The 19,598-nt window shown below is 71.5% G+C and carries 19 protein-coding genes; 15 read left to right on the forward strand and 4 right to left on the reverse strand.

Going from position 1 to position 19,598, the window contains the following annotated elements; translation table 11 throughout:
• Window positions 1-292 precede the first annotated feature (292 nt).
• On the forward strand, window positions 293-694 hold the full coding sequence (locus N912_RS0142315; RefSeq protein ID WP_028927201.1) for an Imm7 family immunity protein: 402 nt from the start codon (window positions 293-295) through the stop codon (window positions 692-694).
• A 187-nt stretch (window positions 695-881) separates the two neighbouring features.
• Here the strand turns inward: N912_RS0142315 and N912_RS0142320 are convergent, their stop codons facing one another.
• Window positions 882-1,370: a DUF2207 domain-containing protein gene (locus N912_RS0142320; protein WP_028927202.1), complete on the reverse strand. Its 489-nt coding sequence runs from the start codon at window positions 1,368-1,370 to the stop codon at window positions 882-884.
• Window positions 1,371-2,015: 645 nt separating this feature from the next.
• On the opposite strand from N912_RS0142320, the gene N912_RS0142325 reads away from it, so the two are divergent.
• Entirely contained in the window at window positions 2,016-2,393 is a 378-nt protein-coding gene (locus N912_RS0142325; RefSeq protein WP_028927203.1) for a DUF805 domain-containing protein, read from the forward strand.
• 138 nt (window positions 2,394-2,531) lie between these two features.
• Window positions 2,532-2,906 (forward strand): DUF805 domain-containing protein, encoded by a 375-nt coding sequence (locus N912_RS0142330; RefSeq protein ID WP_028927204.1) that lies wholly within the window; start codon window positions 2,532-2,534, stop codon window positions 2,904-2,906.
• Between the two features lie 10 nt (window positions 2,907-2,916).
• Here N912_RS0142330 and asnB read toward each other — a convergent pair whose 3' ends face one another.
• Window positions 2,917-4,479, reverse strand: a complete 1,563-nt coding sequence (gene asnB / locus N912_RS0142335; protein WP_342670899.1) for an asparagine synthase (glutamine-hydrolyzing) — start codon at window positions 4,477-4,479, stop codon at window positions 2,917-2,919.
• Between the two features lie 343 nt (window positions 4,480-4,822).
• On the opposite strand from asnB, the gene N912_RS0142340 reads away from it, so the two are divergent.
• Window positions 4,823-5,989, forward strand: coding sequence for an acyl-CoA dehydrogenase family protein (locus N912_RS0142340; protein WP_028927206.1), 1,167 nt, complete (start codon window positions 4,823-4,825; stop codon window positions 5,987-5,989).
• 203 nt (window positions 5,990-6,192) lie between these two features.
• Window positions 6,193-6,546 (forward strand): hypothetical protein, encoded by a 354-nt coding sequence (locus N912_RS0142345; protein WP_028927207.1) that lies wholly within the window; start codon window positions 6,193-6,195, stop codon window positions 6,544-6,546.
• Window positions 6,547-6,558: 12 nt separating this feature from the next.
• Here N912_RS0142345 and N912_RS0142350 read toward each other — a convergent pair whose 3' ends face one another.
• On the reverse strand, window positions 6,559-7,212 hold the full coding sequence (locus N912_RS0142350) for a GntR family transcriptional regulator (protein WP_169748050.1): 654 nt from the start codon (window positions 7,210-7,212) through the stop codon (window positions 6,559-6,561).
• Window positions 7,213-7,312: 100 nt separating this feature from the next.
• Between N912_RS0142350 and N912_RS58120 the strand changes: the two genes are divergently transcribed.
• The 5 genes from N912_RS58120 (at window position 7,313) to N912_RS0142375 (ending at window position 11,712) form a co-directional block, all read left to right on the forward strand.
• Complete coding sequence (locus N912_RS58120; protein WP_051581558.1) at window positions 7,313-8,548, forward strand: MFS transporter; 1,236 nt, start codon at window positions 7,313-7,315, stop codon at window positions 8,546-8,548.
• The gene (locus N912_RS0142360) at window positions 8,545-9,234 is read left to right on the forward strand and encodes a fumarylacetoacetate hydrolase family protein (RefSeq protein WP_028927209.1); all 690 of its coding nucleotides are present in this window, start codon (window positions 8,545-8,547) and stop codon (window positions 9,232-9,234) included. Before N912_RS58120 ends, N912_RS0142360 begins: the two co-directional genes overlap by 4 nt.
• Window positions 9,231-10,097: a polysaccharide deacetylase family protein gene (locus tag N912_RS0142365; RefSeq protein ID WP_028927210.1), complete on the forward strand. Its 867-nt coding sequence runs from the start codon at window positions 9,231-9,233 to the stop codon at window positions 10,095-10,097. The genes N912_RS0142360 and N912_RS0142365 overlap by 4 nt, the downstream gene beginning before the upstream one ends.
• 63 nt (window positions 10,098-10,160) lie before the next feature.
• Window positions 10,161-10,733 carry a MarR family winged helix-turn-helix transcriptional regulator gene (locus N912_RS61240; RefSeq protein WP_169748051.1) on the forward strand — a complete coding sequence of 191 codons (573 nt, stop codon included), beginning with the start codon at window positions 10,161-10,163 and terminating at the stop codon, window positions 10,731-10,733.
• A gap of 58 nt (window positions 10,734-10,791) precedes the next feature.
• The gene (locus tag N912_RS0142375) at window positions 10,792-11,712 is read left to right on the forward strand and encodes a zinc-binding dehydrogenase (protein ID WP_028927211.1); all 921 of its coding nucleotides are present in this window, start codon (window positions 10,792-10,794) and stop codon (window positions 11,710-11,712) included.
• Here N912_RS0142375 and N912_RS0142380 read toward each other — a convergent pair whose 3' ends face one another.
• A complete protein-coding gene (locus tag N912_RS0142380) occupies window positions 11,713-12,324 on the reverse strand; it encodes a TetR/AcrR family transcriptional regulator (protein WP_028927212.1) in 612 nt (203 codons plus the stop codon).
• 127 nt (window positions 12,325-12,451) lie between these two features.
• Here N912_RS0142380 and N912_RS0142385 point away from each other — a divergent pair, with 127 nt between their 5' ends.
• The 5 genes from N912_RS0142385 (at window position 12,452) to N912_RS0142405 (ending at window position 19,549) form a co-directional block, all read left to right on the forward strand.
• Window positions 12,452-13,804: an aminotransferase family protein gene (locus N912_RS0142385; RefSeq protein WP_028927213.1), complete on the forward strand. Its 1,353-nt coding sequence runs from the start codon at window positions 12,452-12,454 to the stop codon at window positions 13,802-13,804.
• Window positions 13,801-15,204, forward strand: a complete 1,404-nt coding sequence (locus tag N912_RS58130; protein WP_051581560.1) for a purine-cytosine permease family protein — start codon at window positions 13,801-13,803, stop codon at window positions 15,202-15,204. The genes N912_RS0142385 and N912_RS58130 overlap by 4 nt, the downstream gene beginning before the upstream one ends.
• Entirely contained in the window at window positions 15,201-16,838 is a 1,638-nt protein-coding gene (locus N912_RS0142395) for an amidohydrolase (RefSeq protein WP_028927214.1), read from the forward strand. Before N912_RS58130 ends, N912_RS0142395 begins: the two co-directional genes overlap by 4 nt.
• Before the next feature lie 37 nt (window positions 16,839-16,875).
• Window positions 16,876-18,321, forward strand: coding sequence for an APC family permease (locus tag N912_RS58135; RefSeq protein WP_037069438.1), 1,446 nt, complete (start codon window positions 16,876-16,878; stop codon window positions 18,319-18,321).
• 109 nt (window positions 18,322-18,430) lie between these two features.
• Window positions 18,431-19,549, forward strand: coding sequence for a class I SAM-dependent methyltransferase (locus N912_RS0142405; RefSeq protein WP_028927215.1), 1,119 nt, complete (start codon window positions 18,431-18,433; stop codon window positions 19,547-19,549).
• Window positions 19,550-19,598 lie beyond the last annotated feature (49 nt).

The following is a 19,598-nucleotide window of genomic DNA, read 5'->3' on the forward strand; positions in this document are numbered from 1 at the left end:
CATGATCGAGGATCGTGAGCGCCTCCCACGATAAGGCTCCGACATGCTGCTGACCAGGGTTCGGTGCTGCTCGAACTAGCGCTTACGTCTCCCGGTCATCGTCACCATCCCCTCCTGGCGATATTTACCGCCGCCAATTTTACTCGTTTTTCAGGTTTCCAGCCGGATTGGGCTTTTGTCCAACCCGATTCTGTCCGCCTGCTCATCGTGTCGATCGCGGAACCCGCACGCACCATGATCTGCCGTGGCCTGAGCGTGGACTCTGCCTGTCCCAGTCGCATACGTTGGCCAGGTGTTCCAATACCACGGTTGGGTGACAATCCGTGACACGGCTGGTCTCGACGGCGATGCGGCGCTGTTGCGGACCCAGGTCGAGGCTGTTCGTCGGCTTCTCGCCGAGCTCGGAGACTACGGCTTGATGGACCTGCGGTACACGAACGGCACTCCGTTCCTGCATGTGGCGGGCCTGGCCAACCATCGCGGCGAATGGGGCACCGGGATCATCGAGCTCTTCGGCCGCGTCGGCGAGATCGCGCCCGGTTCGTTCGGCCTGCTGTACGTCTGGGATGACGAGGATCCGGACCACCAGAACGAGTTCAGAATCTTCCGACTGGTCCGTGGTGTCGTGACCGAGCACGCGGATGCTCTGCTCTCACCGTTGATTCCGACGGTCGAGGATGAGGATCGCGACTGACTAGTGGGGTCGGTCGCCGGGGAACCGCTCCAGCCAAGCGGGCACGTTTGCCTGCCTGTACTTTGCCGGAGTCGACCGGCCGGCATTCCAACTGGTCGACAAGCTCGGCCTCCGGCAGGCCAGAGGCCGGAAGCCACCGAGCCCGCTGAGCTGGTGATGTCGCCGTCCTCGTGGCCACAGGAGGCCACTACGCCTGATCGACCGCCTTTCGGACGGCCGCGACCAGGTCCTCGGCTCCTTCGGTGAGACCAGTGATGAGAACGGGCTCGCCGTGTGCGAGCCTCAGCCGGACGCCCGCGGGGCCGAACGCGACGGCGAGGATCGTGTCCTTGATGGTGCCGGTGATTTGGGTGATGTCGGCCCACCGCACGACGCGGCGCTCGTCGCGGTAGGAGTGGACGAGCCCGTCGGTGTGCAGCTCGAACACCTCACCGGAGCGGGTCGCGAACAGCCGGCGAAGCCACCACCCCATGAACACGAACCTGATGCCCAAACCGATGAGGATGCCCGCCCCCAGCATGGCGATCGGGATCCCGCTCGCGAACATCGGTATCGCGAAAAGTACGCTGAGCGGGGTGACGACCACGCCCAGCAGCAGCGCCGCGAGGGCGACTCGGCCGCGGCGGCCATTGTCGGTGTCGTAACGTTCCCTCAGCGCACCAAGGTCGTCGACCATGGGCGGATGCTACCGGGATCCGATAGCCGGTTGGGGCCAAATCGCGATTCTGCTCGGAGCACTTGCGAAGGTGGGGACGGGAGATCCCGGTTCTCGTTTTGTCATGGAGAACGGCCCTGATGCATCTTCCGGGTGTGGAGAACTTCGTATCCGAGGTGCTGGGTGCCTGGCGCCCCGCGTCAGACAGATCCGGGACGCGACCGGCACATCGTGGTACGTCAAGCGGCACAACGAGAGCGGCAACATCGACGCCGAACCGAACGCCAACCGGCAGTGCGTCCCCTCGCTCGGTGACCAGGCGCCTCGGCTGCACGCCGTCCACGGCGAGTTGGGTGGCGCCGGCGCCTGATACGCGACCGATCGGACGGTTGCTGTCGGCGGTGGCCTGGGCACACCGCGATCATGGGGTCGGTCGCCGGGGAGCCGCTCCAGCCAAGCGGGCCGGCGACCGACGCGTAGATGGTGGTGTGGGTGTCCCGGTGCGGGTAGGCGCCGGTCCGGATCGTGATCAGGTTGGGATCGATTCGGAAGCGGAGAGTCCAGCTTCCGTTCGGGCGGTCTTCACCGGCTCGTTGCGTCGGTGCCATCCCGACGGCGCATGCTCGCGGCCGGCCGAATGATCAGCGGGCGGATCCAGGGGTACTCATGCAGTGGTACGTGAAGGTGCTTCGTCAGTATGCCGACTTCAACGGCCGCGCCCGGCGTACCGAGCTCTGGATGTTCGCGCTGTTCAACGTCATCGCCATGCTGGTGCTCGGCATCATCGACGCGGTGGCCGGCCTCAAGATCGACCCTGGGTTCGGGGTGCTGGGCTCGATCTACTCGCTGGCCGTGCTGGTGCCCGGCCTCGCGGTGTCGGTGCGGCGGCTGCACGACACCGGGCGCAGCGGTTGGTGGATCCTGCTCGGGCTCGTTCCGATCGTCGGCGGGATCGTTCTCCTGGTCTGGTACTGCACGCCGGGCAAGCCGGAGAACAACCGGTGGGGCGCGAACCCGAAGACGACACCCATGTCGTTCGCGTGAGCTGAGCCCGACTCCCAGGGGCCGTTTGGTACGGCCGAGGCGTCCGGCTAACCCGGTTGGCCGTATGCTCTCGCCCGATCAGCCGTATCGAACGGCCTGGTGTGCTCGGGCGTCCGGGCGCGAACCCTGGGGGTAGCCATGGGGTGGTACCTGAAGGCGCTTCGCCAGTACGCGGACTTCGGCGGCCGCGCCCGGCGCACGGAGTGCTGGATGTTCGCCCTGGTCAACACGGTCATTCTGGTGGTGTTGGTGGTCGTCGACACGGCGGCGGGGCTGAGCATCGGCTCCGGCACCGGGTTGCTGGGCTCGATCTACTCGCTGGCCGTGCTGGTACCCGCCCTCGCGGTCGGCGCGCGGCGGCTGCACGACACCGGGCGCAGCGGCTGGTGGCAGTTGTTAGGCCTGGTCCTGGTCGTCGGCTGGGTCGTCCTGATCTACTGGTACTGCGTGGACGGCGACCCCGACGCCAACGACTGGGGTCCGAGCCCCAAGCCCGTGCCCGCCGCCGCCTGAGCCGAGCGCGCTACGCCGTGGCGAAGGCGCCCAGGGTGGCTGTCGGGCGGATGCCCCGGAAGTGGCGGCGCCAGATCTCGAAGTAGAGGACCTCCTCCTCGCTGCGCAGCGCCCAGCCGTCGGTCGGCACCTCGCCGACCCAGCCGCCGCCCACCGCGTCGGCCTTGGCGGCGGCCAGCGCGGCGAGCACCACCCCGGCCCCGGAGCCGTCGCCGAACTGTTCCTTGGTCCGCCACAGCACCTCGTCCGGCAGCCAACCGGTGAACGCTTCGCGCAGCACCGCCTTCTCCGGCCGCCCGCCGGTGCGCTGCTTCCACTCCGGCGGCAGCGCCAGCGCGGTGCGCACCAGGTCGGTGTCCAGGAACGGCTCGCGCGCCTCCAGGCCGTAGTACATGGTCGTGCGGTCGCAGCGCTGCAGGTTCAGGTGGTGCAGGCCCTCCAGGTTGCGGACCAGCTCGGCGTGCAGCACGTCCGGCTCGTCGAACTCCTCGCCGTGCATGTAGCTGTACCCGGCGAACAGCTCGTCGGCGCCCTCACCGGTGAGCACCACCTTGACCTTCTGCGACGCCTCGCGGGCGAGCAGCAGGTTCGGCACCGAGCTGCGCACCAGCGCCGGGTCGAAGTGCTCGATCACCTCCACCGCCTCGTCCAGTGCCGTCTCGATCGACGCGGGCGTGGCGAGCACCTCGTGGTGGTCGCTGCCGATGAACGCGGCCACCGTGCGCGCCGCCGCCAGGTCGCCGCTGTTCTCGGTGCCGACCGCGAACGTCGGCAGCACCTCGCCGCGACGCGCCGCCTCCTTCGCCGCCACCGCCGCCACGATCGCCGAGTCCAGCCCGCCGGACAGGAACACGCCGACCCCGACGTCGCTCATCATCCGCCGCCGCACCGCGGTGACCACCGCGTCCCGCAGCTCGCCGAGCACGTCGTCGTCCCAGCCCTCGGTCGGCGCCCGGTGCGCCGGGCGCACCTCCACCGGCACCGGGTTGGCGTAACGGACCACCCCGGTGGCCGGCGTCCACAGGCAACCGGGTGGAAATGACGTCACCCTCGGCCGGTCCTCGACGTCGAACGCGCGCAGCTCGCTGGCGAACAGCGTCACCTGCTCGTCCTCGATCCAGTACAGCGGCTTGACGCCCACCGGGTCGCGCGCGACCAGCCCGGACCCGTCGGCGGAGGCCATCGCGAAGGCGAACATCCCGTTCAGCTCGCGCACGGCGGCCGGGCCGGTCCGCATCACCACGTGCAGCGCGGCCTCGGTGTCGGACTTGGTCCGCACCAGCCCGTCCGGCAGGTCGGCGTTCAGGCCCCGGTAGTTGTAGATCTCCCCGTTGCCCACGATCCAGGTGGTGTGGTCCGGATCGGCCAGCGGCTGGTGGCCGCCGCTCACGTCCATGATGGACAGCCGCTGGTGGCCGAGCCACGCGGAGTCCAGCGCGATCACCCCTGTGTCGTCCGGCCCCCGGTGCTGGATCCGGTCCAGCATCCGCTCGCATTGATCTTTATCGATAACCCCGTCGGTGGTAGCGAAAGCCGCCACGATCCCGCACACGTCAGCACCCTTTCCCGGCACCGACGCGGCCGTTTGACCTGGTCGGCACCCCGAAGCCGACCTCCATCTTCCCAGCCGGCGGGTGGTGATGTGGGGTCGGCCAGTCGGTCGCCTACTTTTCGCCACTCGCTGTAGCCCGTGTTTTACCCGCTGTGATGGGCTGTCAAATGGTACCGCTGTTCTTGGTGATTCTCTCGGGGATCATGGGAATTTACGCAAAGGCAACGGCGATTGGTTCCGGGGTCGGCGGACTGCGCGTCCTCGGCGCGGGTGTCAAGCTCACGCACGAGGGCGGGGCGCGCGGGCTGACGAAATCCGCGACTCACCCTGACAGAATCCGCGACTCGCGGGAGGGGGTACGGACGTGGACTTTTCGGAAGACGACGATCATGTCGCGGTGCGGCGGGCGGTGCGGGACGTGTGCCGGCGGTTCGACGACGACTACTGGGCGCGGCTGGAGGCGGCGCACGAGTTCCCCTGGGAGTTCTACCGCGCGCTCGCCGACGGCGGGTGGATCGGCATCGCGATCCCGGAGGAGTACGGCGGCGGCGGGCAGGGCATCGCGGAGGCGTCGATAGTGCTGGAGGAGGTGGCCGCGTCCGGCGCGTGCATGAACGGCGCGAGCGCCATCCACCTGTCGATCTTCGGCATGCACCCGGTGGTGCTGCACGCCGGTGAGGAGCTCAAGCGGCGGGTGCTGCCCCGGGTGGCGTCCGGGGAGCTGCACGTCGCGTTCGGGGTGACCGAGCCGGACGCCGGGCTGGACACCACCTCGATCAGCACCCGCGCGGTCCGGTCCGACGGCGGGTACGTGGTGCACGGGCGGAAGGTGTGGACGACGAAGGCGCTGGAGTCGGACAAGGTGCTGTTGCTCACGCGCACGACGCCAAGGGCCGAGTGCGCGCGCCCGACCGAGGGCATGACGCTGTTCGTCGCGAACCTCAAGGACCCGGCGGTGCACATCACGCCGATCCCCAAGCTCGGGCGCAACGCCGTGGCGTCCTGCGAGGTCGTCTACGACGGGCTCGTGGTTGCCGAGGCGGACCGGGTCGGGGAGGAGGGCCGGGGGTTCCGGTACCTGCTGGACGGGCTGAACGCCGAGCGGGTGCTGATCGCGTCCGAGGCGCTGGGCATCGGCCGGGCGGCGCTGCGCAGGGCGGTGGCGTACGCCAAGGAGCGGGTGGTGTTCGGGCGCCCGATCGGCCAGAACCAGGGCATCGCGTTCCCGCTCGCGCAGGCGCACGCCCGGCTGCACGCGGCGGAGCTGGCCATCAGGGAGGCGGCCTGGCGGGTGGACCGGGGGCTGCCGGCGGGCGAGCAGGCCAACACGGCGAAGTACCTGGCCGCCGACGCCGCGTTCCAGGCCGCCGACGCGGCGGTGCAGACGCACGGCGGGTTCGGGTACGCCTCGGAGTACCACGTCGAACGCTACTTCCGGGAGGCCAGGCTGCAGCGGCTGGCGCCGATCCCGCAGGAGATGGTGCTCAACTACCTCGCCGAGCACGTCCTGGGCCTGCCCCGCTCGTACTGAGCGCGGGCTCACCGGGACGGGTGAACCCGTCGACCGCGCGGAGCGGCGACACACCGTGGCCGGGCGCCGGTCGTTGGGCTGTGCGGAGCGTGTCCGGTCGTCTCCCCGGCCGGGCGCTTCAGAGCGCGGGGTATGTCGGAGGCTCCTGTTTCACCAGGTGAGGCAGGGGCCTCCGGCGTTTCCGGGCACCGTAGACTTCGGGCATGAGCCTCCCCGCGGCGTCCCTCAAGCCGCCCGTCAAGCCGTTCGTGATGCCGTTGACCGGACTGGTGCTGGCGCTCGGCGCCCTGACCGGGTGCGGCGGCGGCAGCGAGGGCACGAAGACCGACTGTGGGCTGGACGGCTGCACGATCACGTTCCCGAGGGACGGGACGCCCTCGGTGTCGATCCTGGGGATCAGCGCCAAGCTGGTCGGATACGACAACAACCAGGCGCGGATCGAGGTGGCCGGCCAGACGGTCACGGTCCCCGTCGGCGGCCAGACCCAGTCCGACGGGTTCACCGTGCGGGTGGAGCGGGCCACCGACACCGAGGTGGTCGTCCGCGTCACGCGCTGACGCGAAACAAGATCAATGCGCCGCGCCGTAGATGCGCGCGGCCGCGTTGATGTGCTCCTCGGCGGCGAGGCGGGCGGCGGGTTCGTCGCCGTCCAGGATCGCCCGGTAGATCTCCCCGTGCTGGGCGATCACCGTCTTCGCCCAGTCGGTGTCGGAGAGGTTGGAGACGGTCGACACCGCTATCCGGTCCCAGACCCGGTGCAGCGCGTCCTCCAGGAACGGGTTGCCGGCGACCCGGCCGATCGCCCGGTGAAACGACAGGTTGGCCCGCGCGGAGCCCTTCGGGTCGGACGCGGCGATGGCCCGCTCAACCTCGTCGGCGGCCTCTCCGATCGCGCGGATCTCCACCGGGGCGACGAGCCCGGCGGCCTGCCGCCGCGCCGCGCTGGCGGCGGCCTGGCCCTCCAGCCCGGCCCGCAGCTCGTAGATCTGCTCGATCTCCTCGCGGCTCAGCGTGGCCACCACGACGCCGCGCGCGGCCGGGGCGACCAGGCCGTCGGCCTGTAGCCGGCCGAGCGCCTCCCGGACCGGGGTGCGGCTCACTCCCAGCGAGGCGGCCAGCGCGGTCTCGGTGAGCCTCTCCGCCGGAGCCAGGTCGCCGTCCGCGAACCGCCGCCGCAGCGCGAGGTACACCGCGTGAGCGCCGTTGGATCCCACATGCTCCACGTCGATCAGCATACCTTGCATGCAATGCGTCTTATTGACATGCACTGCATACAGTGCATACGTTCAGCGCCGACATCACGGACGATGGGGCGGTGCCCAGATGACCACCAGCGGTTTGTCGACAGGCCACGCGCGGGTGGCCACCCGGCCGGCGCTCGCCATGTTCGGGCTGCTGCTGATCGCGTACTCGGTCAACGCGATGGACCGGATGGTCTTTCCGGTGCTGTTGACGGACGTCAACGCCGAGTACGGGTTCAGCCTCGGCCAGTCCGGGCTGCAGGCCACCATGTTCGCGCTCGGGATGGGCATCACCGGCATCCCGGCCGGGATCGCGCTGGCCCGGTTCGGCCGCCGGACGCTGATCGTGGTCGGGACCGCGGCGTTCTCGGTGGCCACGGTGATGACGGTGGCCAGCGTGGGGTTCGGCGACATGCTGGTGTGGCGGGTGCTGTCCGGCGTCGGCGAGGCGCTGCAGCTCGCGGCGATCATCACCGTGGCGGCCGGCGCGTTCCCCCGGCACCGGGGGCTGGCGATCGGCGCGGTGAACATGGCGTTCGCCACCGGCTCGGTGATCGGGCCGCTGGCCGCCGCGGCGCTGCTGCAGCACTACGGGAGCTGGCGCGCGCCGATGATCGTCTTCGGGGTGTTCGGGCTGGCCGTGACGCTGGCCATCCTGCCGCTGCCCCGGCGGTTCACCGAGGCCAGCGCGACGCGCACCGACCTGCGGCACGTCGGCGGTGCCGGCTCGGCGCTGAGCTGGAACCCGGTGCTGCTCGGGGTGGTCACTGTGCTGTTCGGGCTGGTCGACTTCGCCTACATCGGGCTGTACGCCACGTTCCTGCGCGATCACCTCGGCTTCGGCCCCGGCCAGGCCGGGCTGGCGGTGAGCCTGTCCGGGCTGGCCGCGTTCGCGTCCCCGCTGGGCGGGTGGCTGACCGACCGGCTCGACCCACGGCTGTGCCTGGGCCTGTTGAACCTGCTCACCGCGGCCTCGGCGGCTGCGCTGTTCGCCGGGCCGGTCTCGCTGGCCTGGCAGGCGACGTTCTCGTTCTGCTTCGGGCTGTTCGCCAGCAGCGGCGTCTACGTGGTGCTGGCCAGCCTGCTGGTGAAGTCGGTGCGCGGCGACATCGCCGGGCTCGCCTCCGGCATCTTCATCACCTGCATCTACGTGGCCGCCGGGGTGTCGGGCTACGTGTTCAGCCGGTTCGTCGAGGCCCTGGGCTGGGTCGGCGCCGGGCTGGTCCAGATCGCCGGGTTCTCGGTGGTCGGGGCGCTGCTGGCCGGCCTGCTGCGCCCCACTTTGTTCAGCACACCCCCTAGCCAGGAGAGGACATGACGCTGCTGTTCGCCCCGCCCGTCACCACCGTGCGGATGGCCGGCTCGGACCGGACGTTCCCGGTGCGGCGGGTCTACTGCGTGGGCCGCAACTACGTCGACCACATCCGGGAGATGAAGGAGGGCGACGAGCGCGACGACCCGTTCTTCTTCCAGAAGCCCCCGGACGCGGTCGTCGGTGACGGCGCCCCGGTGCCCTACCCGCCCCGGACCGAGGACCTCCAGTTCGAGGGTGAGCTGGTGGTCGCGCTCGGCGCTGCCGGTTCTGATGTCCCGGTGGAGCGGGCGCTCGACCTGGTGCTCGGCTATGCCGCCGGCATCGACCTGACCAGGCGCGACCGCCAGCGGGCGTGCCGGGAGCGGCGGGTGTCCTGGGAGGCGGGGAAGGCCTTCGACGCCTCCGCGCCGTGTGGCCCGATCACCGCCAAGACCGACGCCGGCGACGTCGCCGACGCGTCGCTGCGGTTGAGCGTCAACGGCGAGACCCGCCAGCGGACCCGGACCTCGCTGATGATCTGGAGCGTCGCGGAGATCATCGCCCAGCTGTCCGCCGACTACCGGCTGATGCCCGGTGACCTGATCTACACCGGCACCCCGGCCGGGGTCGGCGCCGTCGTACCCGGGGACGAGATCCGGGTCGAGATCGACGGACTCGCGCCGCTGTCCATCGTTGTGAGGAGCCTATGAGACCCACCGAGCGCATCGACTACCAACCGATCGAGGGCCGGGCGCCGGTGCGGCTGCCGGGCGGGGCCAGGGTCGCGGTCTGGGTGGTCGTCAACGTCGAGGAGTGGTCGGACAGCGAGCCGATGCCGCGCACCGTGCTCACCCCGCCGGCCGGCGGCACCCCGAGCCCGGACGTGCCGAACTGGGCCTGGCACGAGTACGGCAACCGGGTCGGGTTCTGGCGGATGCTGCGGGTGCTGGACCGGCACCGGATCCCGGCCACCCTGGCCATCAACGGCTCCGCGATCGGCGCCTACCCACCCATCACGCAGGCCGCGCTGGCCCGGGACTGGGAGTTCATCGGGCACGGCTACACGCAGAAGAACATGCAGAAGGTGCCCGACGAGCGGCGCGACATCGAGCGCACCCGCGACGCGATCGCCGCCGTCACCGGCGCGGCGCCGAGGGGCTGGCTCGGGCCGGGGCTCACCGAGACGTGGGAGACCCCCGACCTGCTGGTCGAGTCCGGCTACGAGTACGTGTGCGACTGGGTGCTCGACGACCAGCCCACCCGGCTGCGCACCCGCGCCGGCGACATCGTGAACATCCCCTACACGCAGGAGTGCAACGACGTGGCGATGATGCTCATCCAGCATCACCCCGCCGAGGAGTACCGCCGCCGGGCCGTCGACCAGTTCGACCAGCTCCTCGCCGACGCCCGCGCCGACGACTCCGCCCGGGTGATGGCGCTGGTCGTGCACCCGTACATCATGGGCGCGCCGCACCGGCTGAAGTACCTGGACCTGGCGCTGGACCACATCCGGCGCCACGGCGAGGCGACCTTCCACACCGGCGCGGACATCCTGGACGCCTGGGCTTGCTGACCGCCCGCGACAGCCGGCCACTTGTTGCGCACGCACGTATCCTCATGGATCTACATGCCAGCCATGAGGGGGGCCACGGTGCATGTCGAGCGCGATCCTGTCCAACTCACCCGCGAGTACTGGACGGCGATGAACCAGCCGGGCGCCGAGCACTTCGCCGCGATGGGCGCCCTGATGCGCGCCTACTGGACGATGGTCGCCGAGCTGGACCGGCTGCTCAAGCCGCACAACCTGAGCCGTACCGGGTTCCTGCTGATGTCCACGCTGCTCATCTCCGAGGCGCACACCCGGCCGCTCGGCCAGCTCAGCCGCTGGCTGATGGTGCACCCGACCACCGTCACCCTGGTGATCGACCAGTTGGCCGATCGCGGCCTGGTCGTCCGTACCCCGCATCCCACCGACCGGCGCACGGTGCTCGCCACCCTGACCGAGCGGGGCCGGGTGGTGGTCACCGGGGCGGCCGAGGACCTGGCCGACGCCCGGTTCGGGCTGACCGACGTGGGGGAACCGCTGGCCGAGCGGCTGGTCGGCGTGCTGGCGCAGGTCAGGGCCAGGATGGGTGACGCCCCGGCAATCGACACGGCGCCGGCAGTCGACACGGCTCCGGAGGCCGACCCCGAGCCGGCGGTGTCATAGACGTCGGCTATCAGAGCTTGTCTGGCTCCCGGGCGCGCGCCCGACCCATGATCGAGCCATGGAAGCTCTCGTACACGACCCCGACGCCCGGCACGGCCTGCGGCTGGCCCAGGCGCCCGACCCGTCGCCGAGGCCGGACCAGGTGCTGGTCGACGTCGCCGCGATCTCGTTGAACTTCGGCGAGGTCGCCCACCTCGCGGACAACCAGAAACCGGGCACGGTGCCCGGCTGGGACGCCTCCGGGGTGGTCGCGGTGGCCGCCGCGGATGGCTCCGGCCCTGCGGTGGGGGCACGGGTGGTCACCTTCGGCTGGGGCGGTGCCTGGGCACGGCTGCGGGCCGTCGACGTGGCCGACCTGGCGGTGCTGCCGGACGCGGTGGACCACGCCTCGGCGGCGGCGCTGCCGGTGGCCGGGGTGACCGCGTTGCGATCACTGCGCCGGCTCGGGCCGCTGCTCGGGCGCCGGGTGCTGGTGACCGGTGCGTCCGGCGGGGTCGGGCGGTTCGCCGTGCAGCTTGCCGCGCGGGCCGGCGCGCACGTGGTGGCCGCCGTCGGGAGCGTCGAGCGCGGCGCCGGGCTGGCCGAGCTGGGCGCGTCCGAGGTGGTGGTCGACCTCGGCGAGGTCCGCGAGCGGCTGCACGGCGTGATCGACAACGTCGGCGGTGGGCTGCTCGCGCAGGCGTACGGGCTGCTGGCGCCGGACGGGGTCGCGCAGAGCGTGGGCATGGCGTCGCTGGAGCCGACCACCATCGACTTCGAGCGGGCTCGGCGGGAGAGCCCGGGCGCGCGGATCGAGGCCTTCATGTTCGGCGGTCCGCCCGGCGCGGACCTGGCCTACCTGGCCGGGCTGGTCGCGGGCGGCGAGCTGGACCCGCAGGTCGGCTGGCGCGGCGGCTGGGACCGGGCGGACGAGGCGATCGAGGCGCTGCGCGGGCGCCGCATCCGGGGCAAGGCCGTGCTGGAGATCGACCCGCGCTGATCAGGACGGTTCGACCAGGGCCGCGCCGGTCATCGCCGCGAGGTATCCGAGCAGGCCCCGGCGTGCCGTCTCGACGGTGACCGATGGGTTGCGGCTGACCATGTGCAGGCCGTAGCCGTCCTCGATGATCACGGCGTTGCGGGCGACCTCCTCGATCGGACGGGCGAGCGTGAACGCGCCCAGGCCCACGCCCAGATCCAGGATCGAGCGGTACAGGGTCACCTCGCGATCGAACAGGCCGGCCATCAGCGCCGCATGGGTGCCGCTGCGGTCGGCCAGGCTGTGCAGCTCGTAGAGCAGCCGGCAGGCGTCGTCGTCGGGCCCGGTCGGCAGCCCGGACCCGACGGCGGCCCGCAGCTTCCCGGCCGGCGTGTCCGGCTCGCCGACGCGCGCGACCCGCGCCTGGTAGAAGTCGGTGACCACGGTGGTGTGCACATCGATCATCAGCCCGGCGATCTCGGGGTAGTAGTACAGCACCGAACCGGAGGACAGGCCCGCCCGCTCGGCGATGTCCCGGATCCGCAGGTCCGCGAGGCCGCGGTCCCGGATGGCCTGGCCGGCGGCGTTGATGATCAAGGCGCGGCGGGCGCCCTGGCGTTTCGGGCGTGGCACCCGTCCATTCTTTATACAGATGCACAAGCCCGGCAACCTAGATGCAGGTCAGTATTGACTCTTCACCCATCGATACCTTGAATTGCACATCAAAGAATGATGTGGATCACAGGGTTGGAGTGGGGCGATGTCAGAGCGGACACCCGAGGACCTGGCCGGCATCGACCGAGCCCACCTCATTCACCCCTACCTGCCCGCCAGCACCCGGGAACGCGTGGTCATGGTGCGCGGTGAGGGCTCGCGGCTGTGGGACGCCGGCGGGCGCGAGTACCTGGACGCGACCGGCGGGCTGTGGCTGGCCCAGGTCGGCCACGGTCGCCGCGAGCTGGCGGAGGTCGCAGGCGAGCAGATGTCGCGGCTGGAGTACTTCACCAGCTTCTGGGAGTTCTCCAACGACCGGGCCATCGCGCTGGCGCAGCGGCTGGTCTCGCTCGCGCCCGCGCCGCTGGACCACGTGTACTTCACCTCCGGCGGTTCGGAGGGCAACGAGGCCGCCATCAAGATGGCTCGCTACTACCACCACCGGCGCGGCGAGGGCTCCCGGACCTGGATCCTCGGCCGGCACCGGGCCTACCACGGCATCGGCTACGGCGGCGGGTCGGTCAGCGGGTTCCCGCTCTACCACGAGGGCTTCGGCCCGATGATGCCGCACGTCAGGCACCTGACCCCGCCCTGGCCGTACCGTACCGAGCTCTACGAAGGCCAGGACTGCACCGACTACTGCATCGCGGAGCTGGAGCGGACCATCGCGGAGATCGGGCCGGAGAACATCGCGGCCATGCTGGGTGAGCCGATCATGGGCGTGGCCGGCATGGTGGTGCCGCCGGCCGACTACTGGCCGAGGGTGGCCGAGGTGCTGCGCCGCCACGGCATCCTGCTGATCCTGGACGAGGTGGTCACCGCCTACGGGCGGGTCGGGCGGTGGTTCGCCGCCGAGCACTTCGGCGTGACGCCGGACATCATGGTCACCGCCAAGGGCATCACCAGCGGCTACCTGCCGCTCGGCGCGGTGCTGGTGAGCGGCGAGGTCAGCGGTGTGCTCGGCCGTGACCACGGCTTCCCCATGGGCTACACGTACAACGGCCACCCCACCGCTTGCGCCGTCGCGCTGGCCAACCTGGACATCATCGAGCGCGAGGGCCTGCTGGAGCGCGCGGTCAAGATCGGCGACTTCCTCGCGGCCGAGCTGCGCCGCTGCCTGGCCGGCGTCGACGTGGTCGGCGAGGTCCGCAACGTCGGGATGATGCTCGGCGTGGAGCTGGTCGCCGACCCGGCCACCCGGGAGCCGCTGCCCGGTATCCAGGGCATCGCCGACGCGATCCGCGCCGAGCATGGCGTGATCGCCCGTGACGCGGCCACCGCGCTGGTGCTCTCGCCCGCGCTCACCCTGACCGAGCCCGAGGCCGGCACCATCGCGTCCGCCATCGCCGAGGTGCTCGCGCGCACCGGGCGGGACGGCACGGTCCGGGCCGGCCGATGAGCCGGCTGTTCACCCTGGAGCGCCAGACCATCGCGCCCATCCCGGACGCCGAGCGGCACGGCACCAGCCGCGGCCTGGTCGCGATCTGGTTCGGGATGAACATGACGCCGCTGACGGTGGTCACCGGGGCCACCGCGACCACCGTGCTGGGCCTGCCGCTGGGCTGGACGATCATCGCGCTGCTGGCCGGCAACCTCGTCGGCGGCGTCGGCATGGCGCTGCACGCCGCGCAGGGCCCTCGGCTGGGCGTGCCGCAGATGCTGCAGGCGCGCGGCCAGTTCGGCGCGCACGGCGCCGCGGTGATCGTGCTGGTGGCGCTGGTGATGTTCATCGGCTACTTCTCGTCGAACCTGGTCGTCTCGATCGACTCGGCGCACCAGATCGTGCCGGGGCTGCCGGGTCCGGTGGCGGTGTCGCTGTGCGCGCTGGTCAGCCTGGTGGGCACGGTGTTCGGCTATCGGCTGGTGCGCTGGCTGACCGCCGCCGGCTCCTACGTGGTCGGCACGCTCGCGGTCGTCGCGTTCGTGCGGGTGCTCTCGGACGGGGCGGTGTGGACGCACCTCGGCGGCGGTCGGGTCACGGCGGCCGGGTTCTTCGGGGCGGTGGCGCTCGGGGTGGTCTGGCAGCTGACGTACGCGCCCTACGTCTCCGACTACTCCCGCTACCTGCCGCGACGGACCGGTGCGCGCGGCGCGTTCTGGGGCTCCTACCTGGGGTGCGTGGCCAGCTCGGTGCTGTTGATGGTGCTCGGCGCGATCGTCGGGCTGGCGGCGGGCGGGGCGGACACCATGGCCGGCCTGCACACGCTGCTCGGCCCCGGCGTCGGTTTCGTGGTGCTGCTCGGGTTCGCGCTGGTCGCGACGGCCGGCAACTCGGTGAACGTCTACTGCAGCAGCCTGTGCGCGCTGACCCTGGTCGAGACCTTCCGGCGCGGCTGGGTGCCCGGCGTGCGGGCCCGGGTGGCCACCACGCTGGTGCTGCAGGCGCTCGGCGTGTGGATCGCGGTCGAGGCGCAGAGCGGCTTCGCGTCGGCCTACTTCAGCTTCCTGAGCGTCCTGCTGTACGTGTTGATCCCGTGGTCCGCTGTCAACCTGGTCGACTACTACCTGGTCCGGCACGCCGACTACGACGTCGACGCGTTCTTCGCGCACGACGGCGGCCGGTACGGGCGCTGGAACGTCGGTGCGCTGCTGGTGTTCGCCGTCGGCGTGCTCGCGCAGCTGCCGTTCGTGGTGACCGGCCTGTACACCGGTCCGCTCGGCGCCGCGCTGGACGGGGTCGACCTGGCCTGGCTGGTGGGCTTCGCGGTGTCCTGCCTGGGCTACTACCTGCTGGCGCGGCTGCGGCCGGAGTTGGTGCGGCTGCGGCGACCGGCCGTGCGCGAGGCGGTGGCGCCGTGAACGAGGCCGATCTGATCTTCCACGGTGGCCCCGTGTACACGATGGACACGGCCGCGCCGGCGACCGACGCGGTGGCGGTGCGCGCCGGGCGGGTGGTCGCGACCGGAGACGACGTGCCGGAGCTGGTCGGGCGGCGCACCGAGGTGGTGAACCTGGCCGGCCGCGCGCTGTTGCCCGGGTTCCAGGACGCGCACGCGCACCCGGTGGCCGGCGGCCTGCAGCGGATGGCCTGCCACCTGGACGACATCCACGGCCTGGCCGACTACCAGCGCCGGATCCGCGACTACGCCCGGGCACATCCCGAGCTGGACTGGATCACCGGCGCCGGCTGGTACGGCGACGCGTTCCCCGGCGGCTTCCCGACCCGTCACCAGCTCGACGAGGTGACCGGGCCGCGGCCGGCGCTGTTCGACAGCCACGACGGCCATGGCGCCTGGGCCAACAGCGAGGCCCTGCGCCGCGCCGGCATCACCTCGGCGAGCGCGGACCCGCCCGACGGCCGGATCCCGCGCGACGACACCGGCGAGCCGACCGGGATGCTGGTCGAGGGCGCGGCGCGGCTGGTCGGCGAGCTGCTGCCGCGGCCGGACGCGGCGCGCCTGGAACAGGCCGTCCGGCACGCCCAGCGCTACCTGCACGGCCTGGGCATCACCGGGTGGCAGGACGCCGCGGTGGGCGAGGCGCTCGGGATCCCGGACTCCTTCGACACCTACCGGGCGCTGGCCGAGCGCGGCGAGCTCACCGCGCGGGTGGTCGGCGCGCTGTGGTGGCGGCGCGGCGTCGGCGCCGAGCAGGTCGACGAGCTCGTCCGGCGACGGGCGCTGGCGGGGACCGGCCGGTTCCGCGCGACCGCCGTGAAGATCATGCAGGACGGGGTGTGCGAGAACCTCACCGCCGCTGTCCTGGACGCCTACCGGGGGCATCCGCACGAGCGGGGCCTGAGCTTCCTGAGCCCGTCCGAGCTGGCCGATGCGGTCGCGGCGGTGCACGGTGCCGGCTTCGACGCCCACATCCACGCCGTCGGTGACCGGGCGGTGCGCGACTGCCTCGACGCCATCACCCCAGTCGGGGCGGACGCGGAACGCCGTCACCAGATCGCGCACATCGACCTGATCCACCCCGAGGACATCGGCCGCATGCGGGAGCTGGGCGTGATCGCCAACGTCCAGCCGCTGTGGGCCCGGCAGGACCCGGTGCTGGTCGACACCAAGCTGCCCTACCTGACCGACGACCAGCGGCGCTGGCACTTCGCGTTCGGCGCGCTGGCCGGCGCGGGGGTCCGCATGGCGATGGGCAGCGACTGGCCGGTGTCCAGCCCGAACCCGATGTGGGGCGTGCACGTCGCGGTGAACCGCACGGCGCCGGCGCGGGACCCGCACGCCGGCGACACCCGCTCGCGGACCGATCCGCTGCTGCCCGAACAGGCGATCTCGGTCGACGCCGCGCTCGCCGCCTACACCCGGGGCGCCGCGATCGCCAACCACCTGGAGCGCGACACCGGCACCATCACCGTCGGCAAGGCCGCCGATCTCGTGGTGCTCGACCACGATCCGCATCGGGTGCCACCCCGCGAGATCGGGCAGATCGAGGCCGCCATGACCTTCGTCGACGGTCGAGTCGTCCACCATCCCTGACCGGCGGGTCGCACGACGACGGGAGCGTTGATCAACGATGACCATCGGGTTCGTCAACACCGAGGCCGATCACCTCCGCAGGAGCCTGCGGCGCGGTGACACGATCTGCTTCGCCATCGCGGCGATCATCTCGCTGGACACCATCGGCCAGATCGCCACCTCCGGCGCACAGGCCTTCACCTGGACCGCGGTGCTGGTCGTGACCTTCCTGTTCCCGTACGGGCTGGTCATGGCCGAGCTGGGCAGCGCCTTCCCGGCCGAGGGCGGGCCGTATGTGTGGCTGCGCGCGGCGTTCGGCCGGCTGGTCGCCGGGGTCGGCACGATGTTCTACTGGATCACCAACCCGGTCTGGCTGGGCGGTTCGATCACGTTCCTGGCCGCCGCGACCTGGCAGCGGTACCTGGTCGCCGGCGAACCCGGCGGGCTGGGCGACTACGCCTTCAAGCTCGCCTTCATCTGGCTGGCGATCCTGGCGGCCGTGGTCAGCCTCCGGTACGGCAAGTGGCTGGTCATCGCCGGGGCGGTGGCCAAGGTCGCGCTGGTCGTGCTGTTCGCGGTCACGGTGTGGGTCTACGCCGGCCGGTACGGCATCCGCGGCGGCGGTGGCTTCGCCCCGACGTTGCACGGGCTGCTGGGCGTCGCGCCGGTGTTGATGTTCGCGCTGGTCGGCTTCGAGGCGCCGAACGGCGCGGCGGAGGAGATGCACAACCCGCGCCGTGACGTCCCGGTCATGGTCGCGGTGTCCGGCATGGCCTCGGCGCTGTGTTACCTGGTACCGATCTTCGGCATCACCGCCGTGCTGCCCGCCGACAAGATCAACGGCCTCGGCGGGTTCATGGACGCGGTCACCGAGGTGTTCGGCGTCCACGGCGATGCCGGGCCGGCCATGGTCACCCTCGGCGCGGCGACGTTCGTGTTCGTGCTGCTCACCCAGGGTGCGTCCTGGATGATGGCGTCCGACCGGGTGCAGGCGGTGGCCGGGATGGACGGGGCGTTTCCGCGCTGGTTCGGCGCGTTCCACCCCCGGCTGTCCACCCCGCTGCGGGTCAACCTGCTCTCCGGGGTGGTCGCCACCGTGTTCATGCTCGCCGCGAGCTGGCTGCAGGACGGCGGCGCGGCGGCGGTCTTCGCGGTGGTGCTCAACATCGCGGTCAGCGCCCTGTTGATGTCCTACCTGGTGATCTTCCCGACGGTGCTCCGGCTGCGCCGCCGCCACCCCGAGGTGGCCAGGCCGTTCGCGGTGCCCGGCGGCCGGGTCGGGCTGGTCGTCGCGTTCACGCTGATCTATGCGTGGGTGCTGCTCGGCGCCTGGCAGACCGTCGCGCCGGGGGTGCTGGAGCGGCTGTTCGGCCTGCCCTACGACTTCGTCGGTACCTGGAACGTCTCGCGTGCGACCTTCGAGGCGTTCACCGTCGGCACCCTCGGCGTGATCCTGGCCCTCGCCGTGGGCGGTTACGCCGTCGCCAACCGCCGCCGCTCGTGAACCCGTCATTCTTGAAACGGATGTATCAGTAGCCTCCGGCCGCGACTCCCTATCAGGGATAACGGCCGGTGGCGGCCGTATGCACGCTGCTCACTCCCCGGAGGTGGACATGACGGCAACAGAGCACGCATCGGTGGACTTCGAGGCACTGCAACGGCTGGTCGGCCAGGTGATCACCGACATCGGCGGGGCGGTCACCGCGCCGCTGGCCCTGCTCGGCGACCGGCTCGGGCTGTTCACCGAGCTCGCGTCGGGCGGCCCGGCCACGCCGACCGCGCTGGCCAAGCGGACCGGCCTGGTGGAGCGCTACGTGCGGGAGTGGCTGCTGGCCATGGCGGCGTCCGGGTACGTGACCTACGAGGGCGGCGAGCCGGGCGCGGCGGACCCCGACTCGGCGGGCTCGGGGCGCTACCGGCTCTCGCCCGAGCAGGCCGACGCGTTCACCAACCCGGCCAGCCCCGGCTATGTGATCGGCGCGTTCCAGAACCTGACGGCGGGCACCCGGATGCTGGACCGGCTCACCGAGGCGTTCCGCACCGGCGAGGGGTTCGGCTGGCACGAGCACCACGAGGACATGTTCGTCGGCACCGAGCGGTTCTTCCGGCCCGGCTACCTGGCGCACCTGACCGGCGAGTGGATACCGGCGCTGACCGGGGTTGCGGACCGGCTGGCGGCCGGGGCGCTGGTCGCGGACGTCGGCTGTGGGCTCGGCGCATCGACGGTGATCATGGCCTCGGCGTACCCGGCGAGCACGTTCGTCGGCGTCGACTACCACCGCCCGTCGATCGACATGGCGTGCGGGCGGGCGGCCGAGGCCGGGGTGGCGGACCGGGTGAGCTTCCGGGTCGCGGGCGCCGCCGACCTGGCCACCTCGGCGGAGGGCCGCTATCAGCTGATCACCTTCTTCGACTGCCTGCACGACATGCCCGACCCGCTCGGCGCGCTGCGGGCGGCCCGCGCCGCGGTCGCCGAGGACGGGCGGGTCATGCTGGTCGAGCCGATGAGCTGGGACCGGGTGTCCGACGCGCTCAACCCGCTGGGGCGGCTGCTGGCCGGCGCCTCGCTGTTCATCTGCCTGCCCAGCGGGCTGTCCGCGCCGCCGGCCGCCGGGCTGGGCAACCAGGCCGGGCCCCGGCGGACCCAGGAGCTGGCCGTGGAGGCTGGGTTCAGCGACGCCCGGGTTGCCACGGCTACCGACTTCAACCTGGTCTATGAGCTGACGCCCTGACCTTGGATTTATGCCGTTACGGCATTAAAGCGTGCGTTTCTGCCTTGGA

Origin of the sequence: Actinospineispora acaciae DSM 45401 (assembly GCF_000620785.1) — a bacterium.
Classification (GTDB): Bacteria; Actinomycetota; Actinomycetes; order Mycobacteriales; family Pseudonocardiaceae; genus Pseudonocardia; species Pseudonocardia acaciae.